This window comes from Paraburkholderia sp. J7, from assembly GCF_905220155.1.
In the GTDB taxonomy this organism is placed as follows: Bacteria; Pseudomonadota; Gammaproteobacteria; order Burkholderiales; family Burkholderiaceae; genus Paraburkholderia.
Map to the genome: position 1 here is coordinate 1 of NZ_CAJMYZ010000046.1, position 14,431 is coordinate 14,431.

The following is a 14,431-nucleotide window of genomic DNA, read 5'->3' on the forward strand; positions in this document are numbered from 1 at the left end:
CTGGCTGACGCGGTGCTGTACGACTCGTCGGCGCATGACTCGGTGACGCTGGGCGGCACGGGTGCCACTTCGGCAGTCGCGCTGCACAACGTGGCAAATGGCACGGTGGGCGCTTCGAGCTTCGATGCAGTGAACGGCTCGCAGCTATATGCACTGGGCAACAGCACGGCGAATGCGCTGGGTGGCGGCTCGACGGTGAACAGCGATGGCTCGATCTCGAACCCGACGTACGTTCTGAACGATGGCACGTTCAACAACGTGGGCGGCGCGCTGACGAACGTCGATGGCCGTGTGACCAACGTGATCAACGACATCAACAACGGCACGATCGGTCTCGTCCAGCAGGATCCGACGACGCGCAACATCACGGTTGCGAAGGACACGGACGGCACGATCGTGGACTTCACGGGCATTGCAGGCACGCGTGTTCTGACGGGTGTGTCGAACGGTGCGGTGAGCGCGACGAGCGTGGATGCGGTGAACGGCTCGCAGCTGTACGCGACGAACCAGAACATCTCGAACCTGGCGGGCGACATCACGACCATCAACGGTCAACTGGCTGACGCGGTGCTGTACGACTCGTCGGCGCATGACTCGGTGACGCTGGGCGGTACGGGCGCCACTTCGGCAGTCGCGCTGCACAACGTGGCGAACGGTGCGGTGAGCGCTTCGAGCTTCGACGCGGTGAACGGTTCGCAGCTCTACGGTCTGGCCAGCTCGACGGCCAGCTCGCTGGGCGGCGGCTCGACGGTGAACAGCGACGGCTCGATCTCGAACCCGACGTTCATCCTGAATGGCGGTACGTACACCAACGTGGCTGGTGCGCTCACGAACCTCGATGGCCGCGTGACGCAAAACACGACCGACATCACGAATCTGCAGGGCGACATTACGAACATCAACGGCAAGATGGCTGATGCCGTGATGTACGACTCGTCGGCACATGACTCGGTGACGCTGGGCGGTACGGGTGCCACTTCGGCAGTCGCGCTGCACAACGTGGCGAACGGCGTGGTGAGCGCTTCGAGCTTCGACGCGGTGAACGGTGGGCAGCTCTACGCACTGGGCAGTTCGACGGCTGACGCGCTGGGCGGCGGTTCGACGGTGAACAGCGATGGTTCGATTTCGGCTCCGACGTACAACATCGGCGGCAGCACGTTCAACAACGTGGGCGGCGCGCTGACGAACCTGGACGGCCGTGTGACGCAGAACACGACGGACATCACGAACCTGACGAACAACATCAACAACGGCACGATCGGTCTGGTGCAGCAAGCCACGCCGACGAGCACGGTGACGGTGGCGGCAGCGACGGGTGGTACGACCGTGGACTTCACGGGCACGGCGGGCACGCGAGTGCTGACGGGCGTGTCGAACGGTGCAGTGAACGCTTCGAGCGTGGATGCGGTGAACGGTTCGCAACTGTACGCGGTGCAGCAGAGCGTCACGAACATTGCAGGCCAGGTCGCGAACGCGGTGACGTACGACTCGTCGGCGCACGACTCGATCACGCTGGGCGGCGCGGGTTCGACCACCGCGGTCCAGATCCACAACGTGGCGGCCGGTACGTCGGACGATGACGCGGTGAACTACGCACAGTTGATGAGCGTGGTGAACAACGCGGCAGCGAACGCGTCCGACCCGATGTTCACGGCGCAAGGGGACCGCAATACCGAAGCAGCGACCGCTAGCGGTACGCATGCTACGGCGGCTGGCGCGAACGCGTTGGCCAGCGGCAACCAGTCCACGGCGCTTGGCGCGGGCTCGACTGCCAGCGCGAACAACGCGGTTGCGCTGGGCGCAGGCTCGGTGGCCGATCGTGACAACACGGTGTCGGTGGGCTCGGCGGGCAACGAACGCCAGATCACCAACGTCGCGGCTGGCACGCAAGGCACCGACGCGGTCAACGTCAACCAGTTGAACGACGCGGTCAACAATGCAACGGGCAACGCGGTTCAGCAGGCAACGCAGCAGTCCAACGCGTACACGAACCAGCAGATCAGCGTCGTGCGCAAGCAGATGAACTCGCTGGGCGCAGCAGCGATGGCGGCTTCGTCGCTGATCCCGAACGCACGGGCGGAAGGCAACTTCCAGATGGCCGCGGCGGCGGGTACGTACGGTGGCGAAACCGCGCTGGCCCTGGGTGCGAACTGGTACGTGTCTGATCGCCTGCTCCTGAACGCGCACGTGTCGAAGTCGACGGGCGGCGGCAGTGTCGGTGCCTCGGTTGGCGCGACGTTCGGGTTCTGATCGACCGTGACCCAGGCCCGCCACGGGAAACCGTGGCGGGCACGGAGAATTCCATGAAGAAAACTTTGATATGCGGCGCACTGCTGGCCGCGCTGATGAGCGCGCAAGCGTTCGCCAGCGTGGGCAGCGATGCCGAGGCGCTGATGCCCGCCGCGCAGAAAATCACCGACCCTTATCAGCGCGGGTTGGCCGAAGGATGGCTCGAAATTGCGCAGCGTCAGGACAGCCATGTGCTCGTTTCGAAGGTGTACAACGACGCCGCGGCGGGTGCGCTGAACAACGGCCGTCACTTTATCGACGGCAGTGTTCCGTTCCAGCCGATCTACGGCCAGAAGAACTGGCCGCCGGTCGAAACGCGCGAGAAGTGGGTGAATGCGCTGCAGGAAATCGAGCGCACGAACGAGCGCGCGTCGCAGTCGCCATGCCGCGGCGAGGATGCGGGGCGTTTGTCTGCCCTGACCGACGAAGCCTGGAAAGAGCAGGACGAAACGCACGGCACGCACTGGGTGCACGGTTGGGACTCGATCGAGCGCGCGCAGAAACTTGCGCAGCAGGTGAACGGCGAGCTCGACAAATGCGTGCCCCCGGCTCCGCCGTCTCCACCGCCGCCGCCCACGCTCGCGAAGCCGATTTCGCTCTCAGCCGACGCGCTGTTCGACTTTGACAGCGCCGTGCTGAAGCCGGAAGGCAAGCAGATGGTCGACGTGCTCGCCCAGCGTGTTCGCGATTCGCATGTGAAGCTTCGCCTGCTGAAGATCGATGGCTACACCGATCGGTTCGGCTCGGCGGCGCATAACGAGAAGTTGTCGCTGCAACGGGCGCAAGCGGTGATGAGCGCGCTTCAGGCCCAGGGCGTGATGGCGGAGCGCTTCGAAGTGAATGGCCGCGGCGCAGCCGATCCGGTGAAGTCCTGTGCGGGCAAGAAGGCGACGTCGGCAGTGGTGGCATGTCTTGCGCCTAACCGGCGTGTACAGATCTCCATGCAGTAAGTGGGGAACAAGGGCTCGCGCGTAGGGAACGCGAGCCCGAAGGCGATCTCATCGAGACCGTCTGGAGTGGTAGGGCGATTGCGGCGTGCCTTCGGGCACGCCGTTTTTTTTTATCTGCGTTTTTCGAGATGTGCCGTGCTGGCTCAGTCTTTTTTCGCGACCGACGCGGGCTTGCCGAGCAGCTCGATGATCGAACGGTGCAGTGGATACTTCTCTGCGAGCTTCGCGGCATCGGCGATTTCGAACTCGCTGAACTCGAACCCCGGCGCAACGGTGCAGCCGACGAGCGCGTACGTGGAGGGATCGCAGCAGCGCGCCGCGAACCAGTGCCCGGCCGGCACCACGGCCTGGAAGACCGTGCCCGGATGGTCTAACGCATGGCCAAGCTTGCGCGTGGAGAGCACGCCACGCTCATCGATCGAATGAATCTCGAGGGGCGAGCCCGCATAGAAGTGCCAGAGCTCGTCGGAGCGGATGCGGTGCCAGGCCGAATAGGCGCCATCCGCGAGCAGGAAGTAGATGGCCGTGGAAGCCGCGCGCGTTCCCTCTGCTGCGGGCGCACCGTCGCGGCGCACGAACTTGTCGGCGCGGTAGGTTTCGCTGTAGTAGCCGCCTTCGGGGTGCGGTTCGAGCCCGAAGCGGCGGATCAGTTCTTCGACTGCGGCATTCGCGGTAGCCATGGCGTGCGCCTCCGTAGTGGTGCCGTCCAGCGATCCTGCGAGGCGCCGGCCGGTATTAGCGTTCCTGTTCGTCGATGAGCGCGAGCAGCCCGCGCAGCGCGTGCGTGGCGGCCTGCACGCGAATCTGCTCGCGGTCGCCCTTGAAGACCAGCGTTTCGACGCTCGTATGCAGCCGGTTGCTCCAGCCGAACGACACCATGCCGACTGGCTTTTCCGGCGTGCCGCCGCCCGGACCGGCGACTCCGGTAATGGCGAGCGAAACTTGTGCCCGGCTGTTGCTGAGCGCGCCTTCGGCCATCGCACGCGCCACCGGCTCACTGACAGCGCCGTGCTTTTCGATGAGTTCGGGCGGCACGCCGATCATTTCGGTCTTAGCCTGATTCGAGTAAGTGACGAAGCCGCGCTCGAACCAGCCGCTGCTGCCCGAAATATCGGTGATGGCGGTGGCGACCATACCGCCGGTGCAGGACTCGGCGGTCGCGAGCATGAGCCGCCCGTCGCGCAGTTTGTTGCCGACGCGGATGGCAAGTTGGTGGACGACGGAATCGGTAGGCATTGCAGCAATCCGTTGAGGTGGCGCTCAGGTGGGGTTAGACCGACATGCGCCAGAGCGCGATGACGAGCAGCGTAAAGAAGGCGGCGACGATGTCGTCGAGCATGATGCCGAGACCGCCCTTGAAGCGCCGGTCGAAATAGCGAATAGGCGGCGGCTTCACCATGTCGAAGAAACGGAAGACCACGAAGGCCCAGAGCCGGCCCATGAAATCGACGGGCGTGATCATGAGCAGCACGAGCCAGAACGCGACAATCTCGTCCCAGACGATGGCAGAAGGGTCCTCCACACGCATCTTGTTCGCCGTGAACCCGGTGATGCCGATGCCCGCGAAGAAGCCCACGATGATCAGCAGTCCCCACTCCGTGACGGTGAGGTAGCGGTTGAACACCTCGAACGCCGCCCACGCGAACAGTGTGCCCGCCGTGCCGGGCGCGAGGCGCGAGAGCCCTGAGCCAAAGCCGAGCGAGATGATGTGAAACGGATGCGTGAGCATGAACGGCGCGTCGGCGCGGCGCGGACCGCCAGGCTGGGGCTCCGGCCGCCCGGCCGTCGCGAGTTCGTCGGCGGGAGTGGGCGTGGGGTCAGTCTGCATGGAAATGGTCGAAACCTTGCAACTTCAGGTTGAGCGGTTTGCACGCGGCGTCGCGCCAGGCGATTGCGGGGGTGGCCTGAGGCGACGTGAGGGCACTCATTGTACCGATGCGCGTGACGCGAACGCCCGCCTGTTGCGCGGCCGCCTCGACCGCTGCGCGCTGTGCCGGCGCCGCCGTGAAGCACAGTTCGTAATCGTCGCCGCCCGCGAGCGCGCATTGCAGTTGCGCCTCGCGCGGCAGGCGCGCGAGCGCGGGCGAGATCGGCAGTGTGTCGACGTCGATCGTCGCGGCGAGGTTCGATCGTTCCAGAATGTGGCGCAGGTCTCCGGCAAGTCCGTCCGACACGTCGAGCGCGGCGCGCGCGACGCCGCGCAGCGCCAGGCCGAGCGCGACACGCGGCTCGGGATACTCTAGCGCGCGTCGAAAGTATGCGGCGTCCGGCTCGTCCACCTGCCATTCGCCGCGCAGCATGCCGAGGCCCGCGCGTGCGTCGCCGGGCGTGCCGGAAACCCAGATGTCGTCGCCCGCCTGCGCGGCGTCGCGCCGAAGTGCGGCATCCTGACGCACCGAGCCGAACACCGTAAGGCAAAGATTGAGCGGGCCCGCCGTCGTGTCGCCGCCAATCAGCTCGCAGTCAAAGCGGTCGGCCAACTCGAAGAGCCCCGTGCTGAATGCGGCCAGCCAGTCCTCGCCCGGCTTGGGGAGCGCGAACGCCAGCGTGAAGCCCAAAGGCTGTGCGCCCATCGCGGCAAGGTCTGACAGATTCACGGCGAGCGCCTTGTGGCCCAACGCGTGCGGATCGATATCGGGGAAAAAATGCCGGCCTTCCACGAGCATGTCCGTCGAGATGGCCAGCATTTCGCCGGGAGCGGGGGAGATGAGCGCGCAGTCGTCGCCGATGCCGAGCGCGGCGCGTTGCGTGTTCGTTCGGGCGCGTCGCGCGAAATAACGGTCGATCAGGGAGAACTCGGAAAGCATGTCGAAAGGTCTATGACAAGTGATGTGTCCGACGCTGCGAAGGGCGCGCGGGCGCGGTGTTCCCCTCATTGCGGTCGCGGCACCTGCGCCCGAACTGTAAGGAATGCTGTCGGAGATTGGCGCTACAATGCCTTCGAATTAGCGTTCGAGTTGTTATTCTAATCTGCACTAACGTCCTGCCTCCCATGTCGAATCCCGCCACGAACAAACTCCGCGAAGCCGCACTCGACTATCACGAGTTTCCCACGCCGGGGAAGATCGCGATTGCGCCGACCAAGCAGATGATCAATCAGCGCGACCTCTCGCTCGCGTACTCGCCGGGCGTTGCGTTCGCGTGCGAGGCGATCGTCGAGAATCCGCTCAACGCCGCGCGCTTCACGGCGCGCAGCAACCTCGTGGGCGTCGTGTCGAACGGCACGGCCGTGCTCGGTCTCGGCAACATCGGACCGCTCGCCTCGAAGCCCGTGATGGAAGGCAAGGCGGTGCTCTTCAAGAAGTTCGCGGGCATCGACGTGTTCGACATCGAGCTGAACGAGACGGACCCGCACAAGCTCGTCGACGTGATCGCGGCGCTCGAACCCACGTTCGGCGGCATCAACCTCGAAGACATCAAGGCGCCTGAGTGCTTCATCGTCGAGCGTGAGGCGCGCAAGCGCATGAAGATTCCGGTCTTCCACGACGACCAGCACGGCACGGCGATCGTGGTGGCAGCGGCCTTCACCAACGGCCTGAAGGTCGTGGGCAAGGACATCAAGGACGTGAAGCTCGTCGCCTCGGGCGCGGGCGCGGCGGCGCTGGCCTGTCTGGACCTGCTCGTCGATCTTGGCCTGCCGCTCGAAAACATCGTCGTGACCGACCTCGCGGGCGTGGTCTACAAGGGCCGCACCGAGCTGATGGACCCGGACAAGGAGCGTTTCGCGCGCGAGACCAACGCACGCACGCTCGCCGAAGTGATCGAAGGCGCCGATATCTTCCTTGGCCTTTCCGCGGGTGGCGTACTCAAGCAGGACATGGTCAAGCAGATGGCCGCGAAGCCGCTTATTCTCGCGCTCGCCAATCCCACGCCGGAAATCCTGCCGGAACTCGCGCTCGAAGTGCGCCCGGACGCCGTGCTCGCCACGGGCCGCACGGACTACCCGAACCAGGTGAACAACGTTCTGTGCTTCCCGTTCATCTTCCGCGGCGCGCTCGACGCGGGTGCGACCACCATCACGCGCGAGATGGAAGTTGCCGCCGTGAATGCGATTGCGGAACTGGCACGCCAGGAGCAGAGCGACGTGGTGGCCACCGCTTATGGCATTCAGGATCTGCAGTTCGGGCCTGAGTACCTGATTCCGAAGCCCTTCGACCCGCGCCTGATCGTCAAGATCGCGCCGGCCGTGGCCAAGGCGGCCATGGACTCGGGCGTCGCGACCCGTCCGATCGAGGACATGGACGCCTACGAGCAGCACCTCCAGCAGTTCGTCTACCACAGCGGCACGACCATGAAGCCGATCTTCCAGCTCGCGCGCGCCGTGGAGCCGGAGAAGAAGCGCATCGTGTTCGCCGAGGGCGAAGAAGAGCGCATCCTGCGCGCGGTGCAGATCGTGGTCGACGAAAAGCTGGCCAAGCCCATCCTGATCGGCCGCCCCTCGGTGATCGAGCAGCGTATTGCGCGCTACGGCCTGCGCCTAGTGGCTGGGCAGGATTACACGGTCGTGAACACCGACCACGACGAGCGCTACCGCGAGTTCTGGCAGAGCTACGCGAAGCTCATGGCGCGCAAGGGCATCACGCAGCAAATGGCGAAGCTCGAAATGCGCCGCCGCACGACGCTGATCGGCTCGATGCTCGTGGAAAAGGGCTTGGCCGACGGCATGATCTGCGGCACGGTCAGCACGACGCACCGCCACCTGCACTTCATCGACCAGGTGATCGGGAAGAAGGCCGGCTGCAACGTCTACGCGGCGATGAACGCGCTGGTGCTGCCGAACCGACAGATTTTTATTGTCGACACGCACGTCAACGTCGACCCGACGCCGGAGCAGCTCGCGGAAATCACCATCATGGCGGCCGAGGAAGTGCGCCGCTTCGGCATCGAGCCGAAGATCGCGCTGTGCTCGCACTCGAACTTCGGTTCGAGCAACGCGCCTAGCGCGCAAAAGATGCGCGACCTGCTCGCGATCCTCCAGGAGCGCGCGCCGGACCTGCATGTGGACGGCGAAATGCACGGCGACGTGGCGATCGACGCGAACCTGCGCAAGGAAATCCTGCCGGAGTCGACGCTCGAAGGCGAAGCGAATCTGCTCATCATGCCGAACATCGACGCGGCGAACATTTCCTACAACCTGCTCAAGACGGCGGCGGGCAACAACATCGCCATCGGGCCGATTCTGCTCGGCGCGGCCAAGCCGGTGCACGTGCTGACGGCTTCCGCCACGGTGCGACGCATTGTCAACATGACGGCGCTCCTCGTCGCAGATGTGAACGCGACGCGTTAAGCTCGCTCGCGCAGGTTGCCGGCAACGCCGGTAACGCTGTCCCCAAAATCGGCGCACTCCCGCGAGTGCGCCGTTTTTTTTTCGCTCGCGCGATCCAGCTTGATCGCCCAAAATCGCGCAAACTGAGATTGTAAAATTTACCGGATTGGCCCTTGTGCGCGGTCAAGCTCTTGTCGTCCTCGCCTGACGAACGTTGCTTCCAGGCATCATTAGCGATACCCTTACACCTTTCATCGTCGTCGAACGCGTAACCAGGGAAGCGGGAACCAGGCAATGGCCCCTCGTCTAACTCATTGTTTCGGCGGCGGTTTGTCTAGCTTGCGGCGCGCCGCAGCGGTGGCGCTAGTCGCAACCGTAGCGCTGGCAGCGGGTGGTGCTCAGGCGCGTACGAATCAGCCGGAAGACGCGGGTAATTCAGTCGGCAGCATTTCGGTCAACGAACTTCCGCGTGAGGCGGTGGCCACGTTGAGCCTGATTGCGGCGGGCGGCCCGTTCCCTTACGAGAAGGACGGCGTCGTATTCGGGAATTTTGAACGGATATTGCCACCGCATCGGCGGGGCTACTATCACGAATACACGGTCCCGACGCCGAGCGCGCACAACCGCGGCGCCAGGCGCATAGTTTGCGGCGGTCCGCGCAAGCAGACCGACAACTGTTACTACTCCGACGACCACTACGCCAGTTTCAGGCGAATTATTGATTGACACCGGGATGAGCGGCATGAGCGATAACGTTTACGCGCACGACCCCCGGGTCGCGAGCGATCTGTTCGCGTCCGGGGAGGGCAACCTGTTCCAGCGCGTCATGCAGTTGAAGCAAGACAGCGAGGCGCGCCAGGATGAGGCGGGGCTTTCATCGAACGAGGGGGCCATGAGCCTGTTTTCGACCGTGCAGCCGAATATTGTCCAGTCGATCCGGGCGTTTCGCATTCAGGATCTCTCGGACGAAGCCCAGCGGCTGCAGCAGCATTTCCTCTATGCGTTCTGCGCGAACGCGCAAACCAAGCAGGAAGTGCTCGAAACCATTGCCACATCGTTTCTGTTTCCGAAGCATTTCGGCAAGAACTACGACGGCTTGTACGACTGTCTGACCGATCTCGTGCAGAAGGCCGGCGAGCAGCCGGGTTTCGTGATCGTGCTGGAAGGGCTGCCGATTGCCCAGAAGTTCGACAAGGACGGGCGTGAGACGCTGCTCGACGTCTTTCGCGAGGCTTCGGAATACTGGGCCGAGCGCAAGGTGCCGTTCCGCGTTTTTTATTCGTTCGCCTGACCTTTGGCCCGCGTTTCGTCGCGTGCATGCGACAGAAAACCACAAGCCCGCCTTTCGGCGGGCTTTGTCATTTTTACCAGTGGTTTTCCCGGGGTGCTGAGGCTTACCAACCACCCCAGCGGGCGGCGAGCGCCGAGAGCACGGCGATGCCCGCCGTTTCCGTGCGCAAAACGCGCGGCCCGAGTCCCACTGCGATAAAACCGTGGTCGAGCGCCGCGGCTTCTTCCGGCGACGAGAACCCGCCTTCAGGCCCGACCAGCACCGTGACCTCGCCCGAGGGCGGGTCGATCGGCAAGGTCGAGAACGAGACGTTGGCGCGCGGCGAGAGGAGTACGCGCAGTTCACCTTCGCCGGGGCGCTTGGGCAGCGAGCCAAGCCAAGTGGCGATTTCGCGCGTGGGCGCGACGTCGGGCATGCGGTTGCGCCCGCACTGTTCGCACGAGGCTTGCACGATGCGTTGCCAGTGCGCCTGGCGGCGCACGGCTCGCTCGCCCGAAAGCCGCACGACGCTGCGCGAGGTGGTGAGCGGGACGAAGTTCGTCGCCCCCAGTTCGACGGCCTTTTCGATCAGCCAGTCCATTTTGTCGCTGCCGGCAATGCCTTGGGCGAGCGTGAGCCGGTAGGGCGGCTCGGCTTCGAAGTCGCGATAAGGGCCAATGCGCACCTGCGTGTCGCGGCGCTCCATGCCGAGGATCTCGGCGCTGTACTCGCCGCCAAGGCCGTTGAACAGCACGATCGTGTCGCCGGGCTGCAGGCGCAACACCTGAACATGGCGCGTGACTTCGTCGGGAAGGGTGACAACCTCGTCGGATTGCAGGGCACTGCCGACGAAAAAGCGGGGCATAAGACTATTTCTCATTGATTCAGGACAAGTGGCGAGCAAGCGCCCAGCGGTAACCGTCGAGGTCTTCGACCTGCGCGAAACGGTCCCCCCAGAATTGGTCCTGTGGCTCGCTCAGCGATTTCGCGCCGGCTTCAAGCGCCCGCGCATAAACCGCGTCGACATCGTCGACATACAGATAAAAAGATTGCGGCGCGACGGTCTGTGCGCTTTTGGGCGTGCGCGCCGTCGAACCGAATGCACCCTCCGGCGCGAACATGACGATCAACTGATCGTGGTACGTCATCTCCACGTGCATGATCGCGCCGTCGTCCTCCACGCTATCGCGTACCGCAAAGCCAAGCGCCGCCCGATAGAAGTTCATCGACGCGCGCGCGTCGCGTACCGTCAGATACGGGGTCAGCCACGGCACGCCGGCAGGGCGGGGTGGGGTCATCGAGTCTCTCCAGATTCGCGGTTAGGATGAGGCGCCGGCCGTCGCTTTGAGCGTGGGCGCGCGATGAAAGCGTTGGGAACCTGCCATTTTCCACGGGCAGGGTCACTAAAGCTGTAGGAATTCGCCTAGTTTATCTCTCGCTGTGAGTGGAACTTCTAAGAGCGTAGCGTGCAACTTGACGTCGTAATATCGCAAACCTTCGAGTTGACGCTCGGCCATGCGCGCTTCCAGCCTGGCCAGACCGGCGCTGCGGGGGTCGAGCGTGTCGCTCGCGATGGCCATGAGCCAAAGCGAGCCGTACAACGGCACGTAGGCGGCAAGCGGCCGCACGACGGCGAAGGCCCGGCGCAGTCCGGCAAGCAGCGCCGCCACGCGTTCCGGGTGATGGAACGGCGAGCCGAGATGCAGCGAGACGAGTGCGTCGGCGCTCATCACGCGCTTGAGCGCGGCGTAGAACGCTTGCGTGTAGAGCGCAGCCGCGGGTGAATCTGGCGGGGTCAAATCGAATGCGACAAGATCGAAGCGTTCGTGCGTCGAGGCGACGAAAGCCGCCGCGTCGCCAATCACAAGGTCCACGCGCGGATCTTCAAAGGCGTCGCCGCGTACCTCGGGCAGATAGTCGCCTGTCAGGCGCACCACGTCCGGGTCGAGTTCCGCCACGACGATGCGCGCGATGCCCGGATGGCGCAGCAGTTGCCGCGCCGCGCCGCCGTCGCCGCCGCCCAGCACGAGCGCGGCACGCGGCGCCGGGTGGGTGAGCGCGGCCGGGTGCGTCATGCACTCGTGGTAGATGAATTCGTCGCCGGCCGAGGTCATCGGGCGGCCGTCCAGCGTGAAGAGACAGCCCAGTTGAGGCGTATCCCAGACTTCGATGCGCTGCCACGGCGTATCGGCGGCCGCGAGGCGCCGTGCGCCCGGAAACCCATAGAGCGCGTCGGCGGCGGGATGGAAGAGGAGTGTTTCGCTCACGAAGGTCCTGGGAAGGCGTCGTGCAAACGAGCGCGTAAAAAATGGGGCCAACAGGCACATTATAGGGTTCCGGGAACCGCCTCTTCCCGAGGCAGGCCGGCACCGGCCGCATGCCGCATTCCCCGCGCCCTACGCCAGGGATAATCCCCACGATCTGCTAGAATATTCCGCTTTGCAGCCCTCTCCGTTTGCTCCGGCCGTTTCGCGTCTCCTGGCGCCGCATGTGCGCCCGAGCGGGCGATTTGCCGAGCTTCCGGACCCTCGCGCTGCTGTGTGCGCCCGCTGTTTGCGCTGTTCGCGACCTGCGCCGCCCACGCCGCTTTTTGCACACTTCCGGACTCGACATGACGACCTCGTCCTCCGCCTCCCCCGCTACCACCCAGTTGATGGCCAACGCCATTCGTGCGCTGTCCATGGACGCCGTTCAGCAAGCGAACTCCGGTCACCCCGGCATGCCCATGGGCATGGCTGAGATCGCTGTTGCGCTGTGGTCGCGCCATCTGCGCCATAACCCGACGAACCCGCTGTGGAGCGACCGCGACCGCTTCGTGCTGTCGAACGGCCATGGCTCGATGCTGCTGTACTCGCTGCTGCACCTGACCGGCTACGACCTGCCGATGGCGGAACTCAAGAACTTCCGTCAGCTGCACTCGAAGACGCCGGGCCACCCCGAGTTCGGCATCACGCCGGGCGTCGAGACGACCACGGGCCCGCTCGGCCAGGGTCTGGCGAACGCGGTTGGCATGGCGCTCGCTGAAGCGCTGCTCGCAGCGGAGTTCAACAAGGCCGACGCGAAGATCGTCGATCACCACACGTACGTGTTCCTCGGCGACGGCTGCCTGATGGAAGGCATCTCGCACGAAGCCTGCTCGCTCGCCGGCACGCTCAAGCTGAACAAGCTGATCGCGCTGTACGACGACAACGGCATCTCGATCGACGGCGACGTGGTCAACTGGTTCCACGACAACACGCCGGAGCGTTTCGAAGCCTACGGCTGGAACGTGATCCCGCACGTGGACGGCCATGACGTAGACGCGGTCGACGCGGCTATCCAGAAGGCCAAGGCCTCGGACAAGCCCACGCTGATCTGCTGCAAGACCATCATCGGCAAGGGCGCGCCGACCAAGCAGGGCGGTCACGACGTGCACGGCGCAGCGCTCGGCGGCGAAGAAATCGCCAAGTGGCGCGAGGCCGCAGGCTGGAAGTGGGAGCCGTTCACGCTGCCGCAAGAAGTCTACGCAGACTGGGACGCGAAGGCCGCAGGCGCGAAGTTCGAAGCCGCGTGGAACGACCAGTTCGCCGCGTACCAGTCGAAGTACCCGGCCGAAGCCGCCGAGTTCGAGCGCCGCATGGCCCACAAGCTGCCCGCCGACTGGGCGCAGAAGGCCGCCGCGATCGTCGCTGGCGCCGATTCGCGCAAGGAAACGGTTGCTACGCGCAAGGCTTCGCAGCAAGCCATCGAAGGCCTCGCCGCCGCACTGCCGGAATTGCTGGGCGGCTCGGCCGACCTGACCGGCTCGAACCTCACCAACTGGAAGGCCTCGAAGCCCGTGCGCGCCGCGAAGGCCGGCGAGACCGGCATCCAGTGGGGCAACCACATCAACTACGGTGTGCGCGAATTCGGCATGAGCGCCGCGCTCAACGGCATTAACCTGCACGGCGGCTACAAGGCATTCGGCGGCACGTTCCTCACGTTCTCCGACTACAGCCGCAATGCGCTGCGCGTGGCCGCGCTGATGAAGTGCCCGTCGATCTTCGTGTTCACGCACGACTCGATCGGTCTCGGCGAAGACGGTCCGACCCACCAGTCGATCGAACAGGTCGCAAGCCTGCGCCTGATCCCCAACATGACGCTCTGGCGTCCGGCCGACACGGTGGAAACCGCGGTGGCCTGGACCGAGTCGATTGCGCATCACGGTCCGTCGAGCCTCATTTTCAGCCGCCAGAACCTGCAGTTCAACGAGCGCACCGACGCGCAGATCGCGAACATCGCCAAGGGCGGCTACGTGCTCAAGGACTGGAACGACGACATCCCGAGCCGCAAGATCATCCTGATCGCCACGGGCTCCGAAGTCGAACTGGCGATGAAGGCTGTCGAAGCGCTGCAGCGCGAAGGCATCGGCGCCCGCGTGGTGTCCATGCCGTCGACCAACGTGTTCGACAAGCAGGACGCCGAATACAAGGAGCGCGTACTGCCCAAGGGCGTGCGCCGCGTCGCGATCGAAGCCGGTGTGACCGACTTCTGGCGCAAGTACGTGGGCCTCGAAGGCGGCGTGGTCGGCATCGACACGTTCGGCGAATCGGCCCCGGCTGGCGTTCTGTTCAAGCACTTCGGCTTCACGGTCGATCATGTCGTAGCGACGGCCAAGGCCGCGCTCGACAACTAAGC

General features: G+C 64.8%; 13 protein-coding genes. 6 read left to right on the top strand and 7 right to left on the bottom strand.

Translation table 11 applies throughout. The features are described 5' to 3' along the window. On the top strand, positions 1 to 2,250 hold a 2,250-nt coding region (locus U5A58_RS39210), incomplete at its 5' end, for a YadA family autotransporter adhesin (protein WP_321965301.1). A gap of 53 nt (positions 2,251 to 2,303) precedes the next feature. Next, positions 2,304 to 3,239 carry an OmpA family protein gene (locus U5A58_RS39215; RefSeq protein ID WP_321965302.1) on the top strand — a complete coding sequence of 312 codons (936 nt, stop codon included), beginning with the start codon at positions 2,304 to 2,306 and terminating at the stop codon, positions 3,237 to 3,239. A gap of 143 nt (positions 3,240 to 3,382) precedes the next feature. Here U5A58_RS39215 and U5A58_RS39220 read toward each other — a convergent pair whose 3' ends face one another. From U5A58_RS39220 to thiL, 4 genes are read right to left on the bottom strand one after another with little or no spacing between them, the layout of a single operon-like run. Further along, complete coding sequence (locus U5A58_RS39220; protein ID WP_321965303.1) at positions 3,383 to 3,919, bottom strand: cupin domain-containing protein; 537 nt, start codon at positions 3,917 to 3,919, stop codon at positions 3,383 to 3,385. A gap of 55 nt (positions 3,920 to 3,974) precedes the next feature. Further along, positions 3,975 to 4,475 (bottom strand): CinA family protein, encoded by a 501-nt coding sequence (locus tag U5A58_RS39225; RefSeq protein ID WP_321917757.1) that lies wholly within the window; start codon positions 4,473 to 4,475, stop codon positions 3,975 to 3,977. Positions 4,476 to 4,509: 34 nt separating this feature from the next. Further along, the gene (locus U5A58_RS39230; protein ID WP_321965304.1) at positions 4,510 to 5,067 is read right to left on the bottom strand and encodes a phosphatidylglycerophosphatase A; all 558 of its coding nucleotides are present in this window, start codon (positions 5,065 to 5,067) and stop codon (positions 4,510 to 4,512) included. Next, positions 5,057 to 6,046 (bottom strand): thiamine-phosphate kinase, encoded by a 990-nt coding sequence (gene thiL / locus U5A58_RS39235; protein ID WP_321965305.1) that lies wholly within the window; start codon positions 6,044 to 6,046, stop codon positions 5,057 to 5,059. Before thiL ends, U5A58_RS39230 begins: the two co-directional genes overlap by 11 nt. Before the next feature lie 185 nt (positions 6,047 to 6,231). Between thiL and U5A58_RS39240 the strand changes: the two genes are divergently transcribed. The 3 genes from U5A58_RS39240 to U5A58_RS39250 all read left to right on the top strand — a co-directional run bounded on the left by U5A58_RS39240 (position 6,232) and on the right by U5A58_RS39250 (position 9,796). Further along, positions 6,232 to 8,526 carry an NADP-dependent malic enzyme gene (locus tag U5A58_RS39240; protein ID WP_321965306.1) on the top strand — a complete coding sequence of 765 codons (2,295 nt, stop codon included), beginning with the start codon at positions 6,232 to 6,234 and terminating at the stop codon, positions 8,524 to 8,526. A 273-nt stretch (positions 8,527 to 8,799) separates the two neighbouring features. Further along, positions 8,800 to 9,231: a ribonuclease gene (locus U5A58_RS39245; RefSeq protein ID WP_321965307.1), complete on the top strand. Its 432-nt coding sequence runs from the start codon at positions 8,800 to 8,802 to the stop codon at positions 9,229 to 9,231. 7 nt (positions 9,232 to 9,238) lie between these two features. After that, positions 9,239 to 9,796, top strand: a complete 558-nt coding sequence (locus U5A58_RS39250; RefSeq protein WP_158759016.1) for a barstar family protein — start codon at positions 9,239 to 9,241, stop codon at positions 9,794 to 9,796. A 103-nt stretch (positions 9,797 to 9,899) separates the two neighbouring features. Here the strand turns inward: U5A58_RS39250 and U5A58_RS39255 are convergent, their stop codons facing one another. The 3 genes from U5A58_RS39255 to speE all read right to left on the bottom strand — a co-directional run bounded on the left by U5A58_RS39255 (position 9,900) and on the right by speE (position 12,042). Then, on the bottom strand, positions 9,900 to 10,640 hold the full coding sequence (locus tag U5A58_RS39255; protein ID WP_321917765.1) for a 16S rRNA (uracil(1498)-N(3))-methyltransferase: 741 nt from the start codon (positions 10,638 to 10,640) through the stop codon (positions 9,900 to 9,902). 19 nt (positions 10,641 to 10,659) lie between these two features. Beyond that, positions 10,660 to 11,073, bottom strand: coding sequence for a VOC family protein (locus U5A58_RS39260; protein WP_321965308.1), 414 nt, complete (start codon positions 11,071 to 11,073; stop codon positions 10,660 to 10,662). Positions 11,074 to 11,178: 105 nt separating this feature from the next. Then, positions 11,179 to 12,042 (bottom strand): polyamine aminopropyltransferase, encoded by an 864-nt coding sequence (speE, locus tag U5A58_RS39265; protein WP_321965309.1) that lies wholly within the window; start codon positions 12,040 to 12,042, stop codon positions 11,179 to 11,181. 344 nt (positions 12,043 to 12,386) lie between these two features. Here speE and tkt point away from each other — a divergent pair, with 344 nt between their 5' ends. Next, the gene (tkt, locus tag U5A58_RS39270; protein ID WP_321965310.1) at positions 12,387 to 14,429 is read left to right on the top strand and encodes a transketolase; all 2,043 of its coding nucleotides are present in this window, start codon (positions 12,387 to 12,389) and stop codon (positions 14,427 to 14,429) included. Positions 14,430 to 14,431 lie beyond the last annotated feature (2 nt).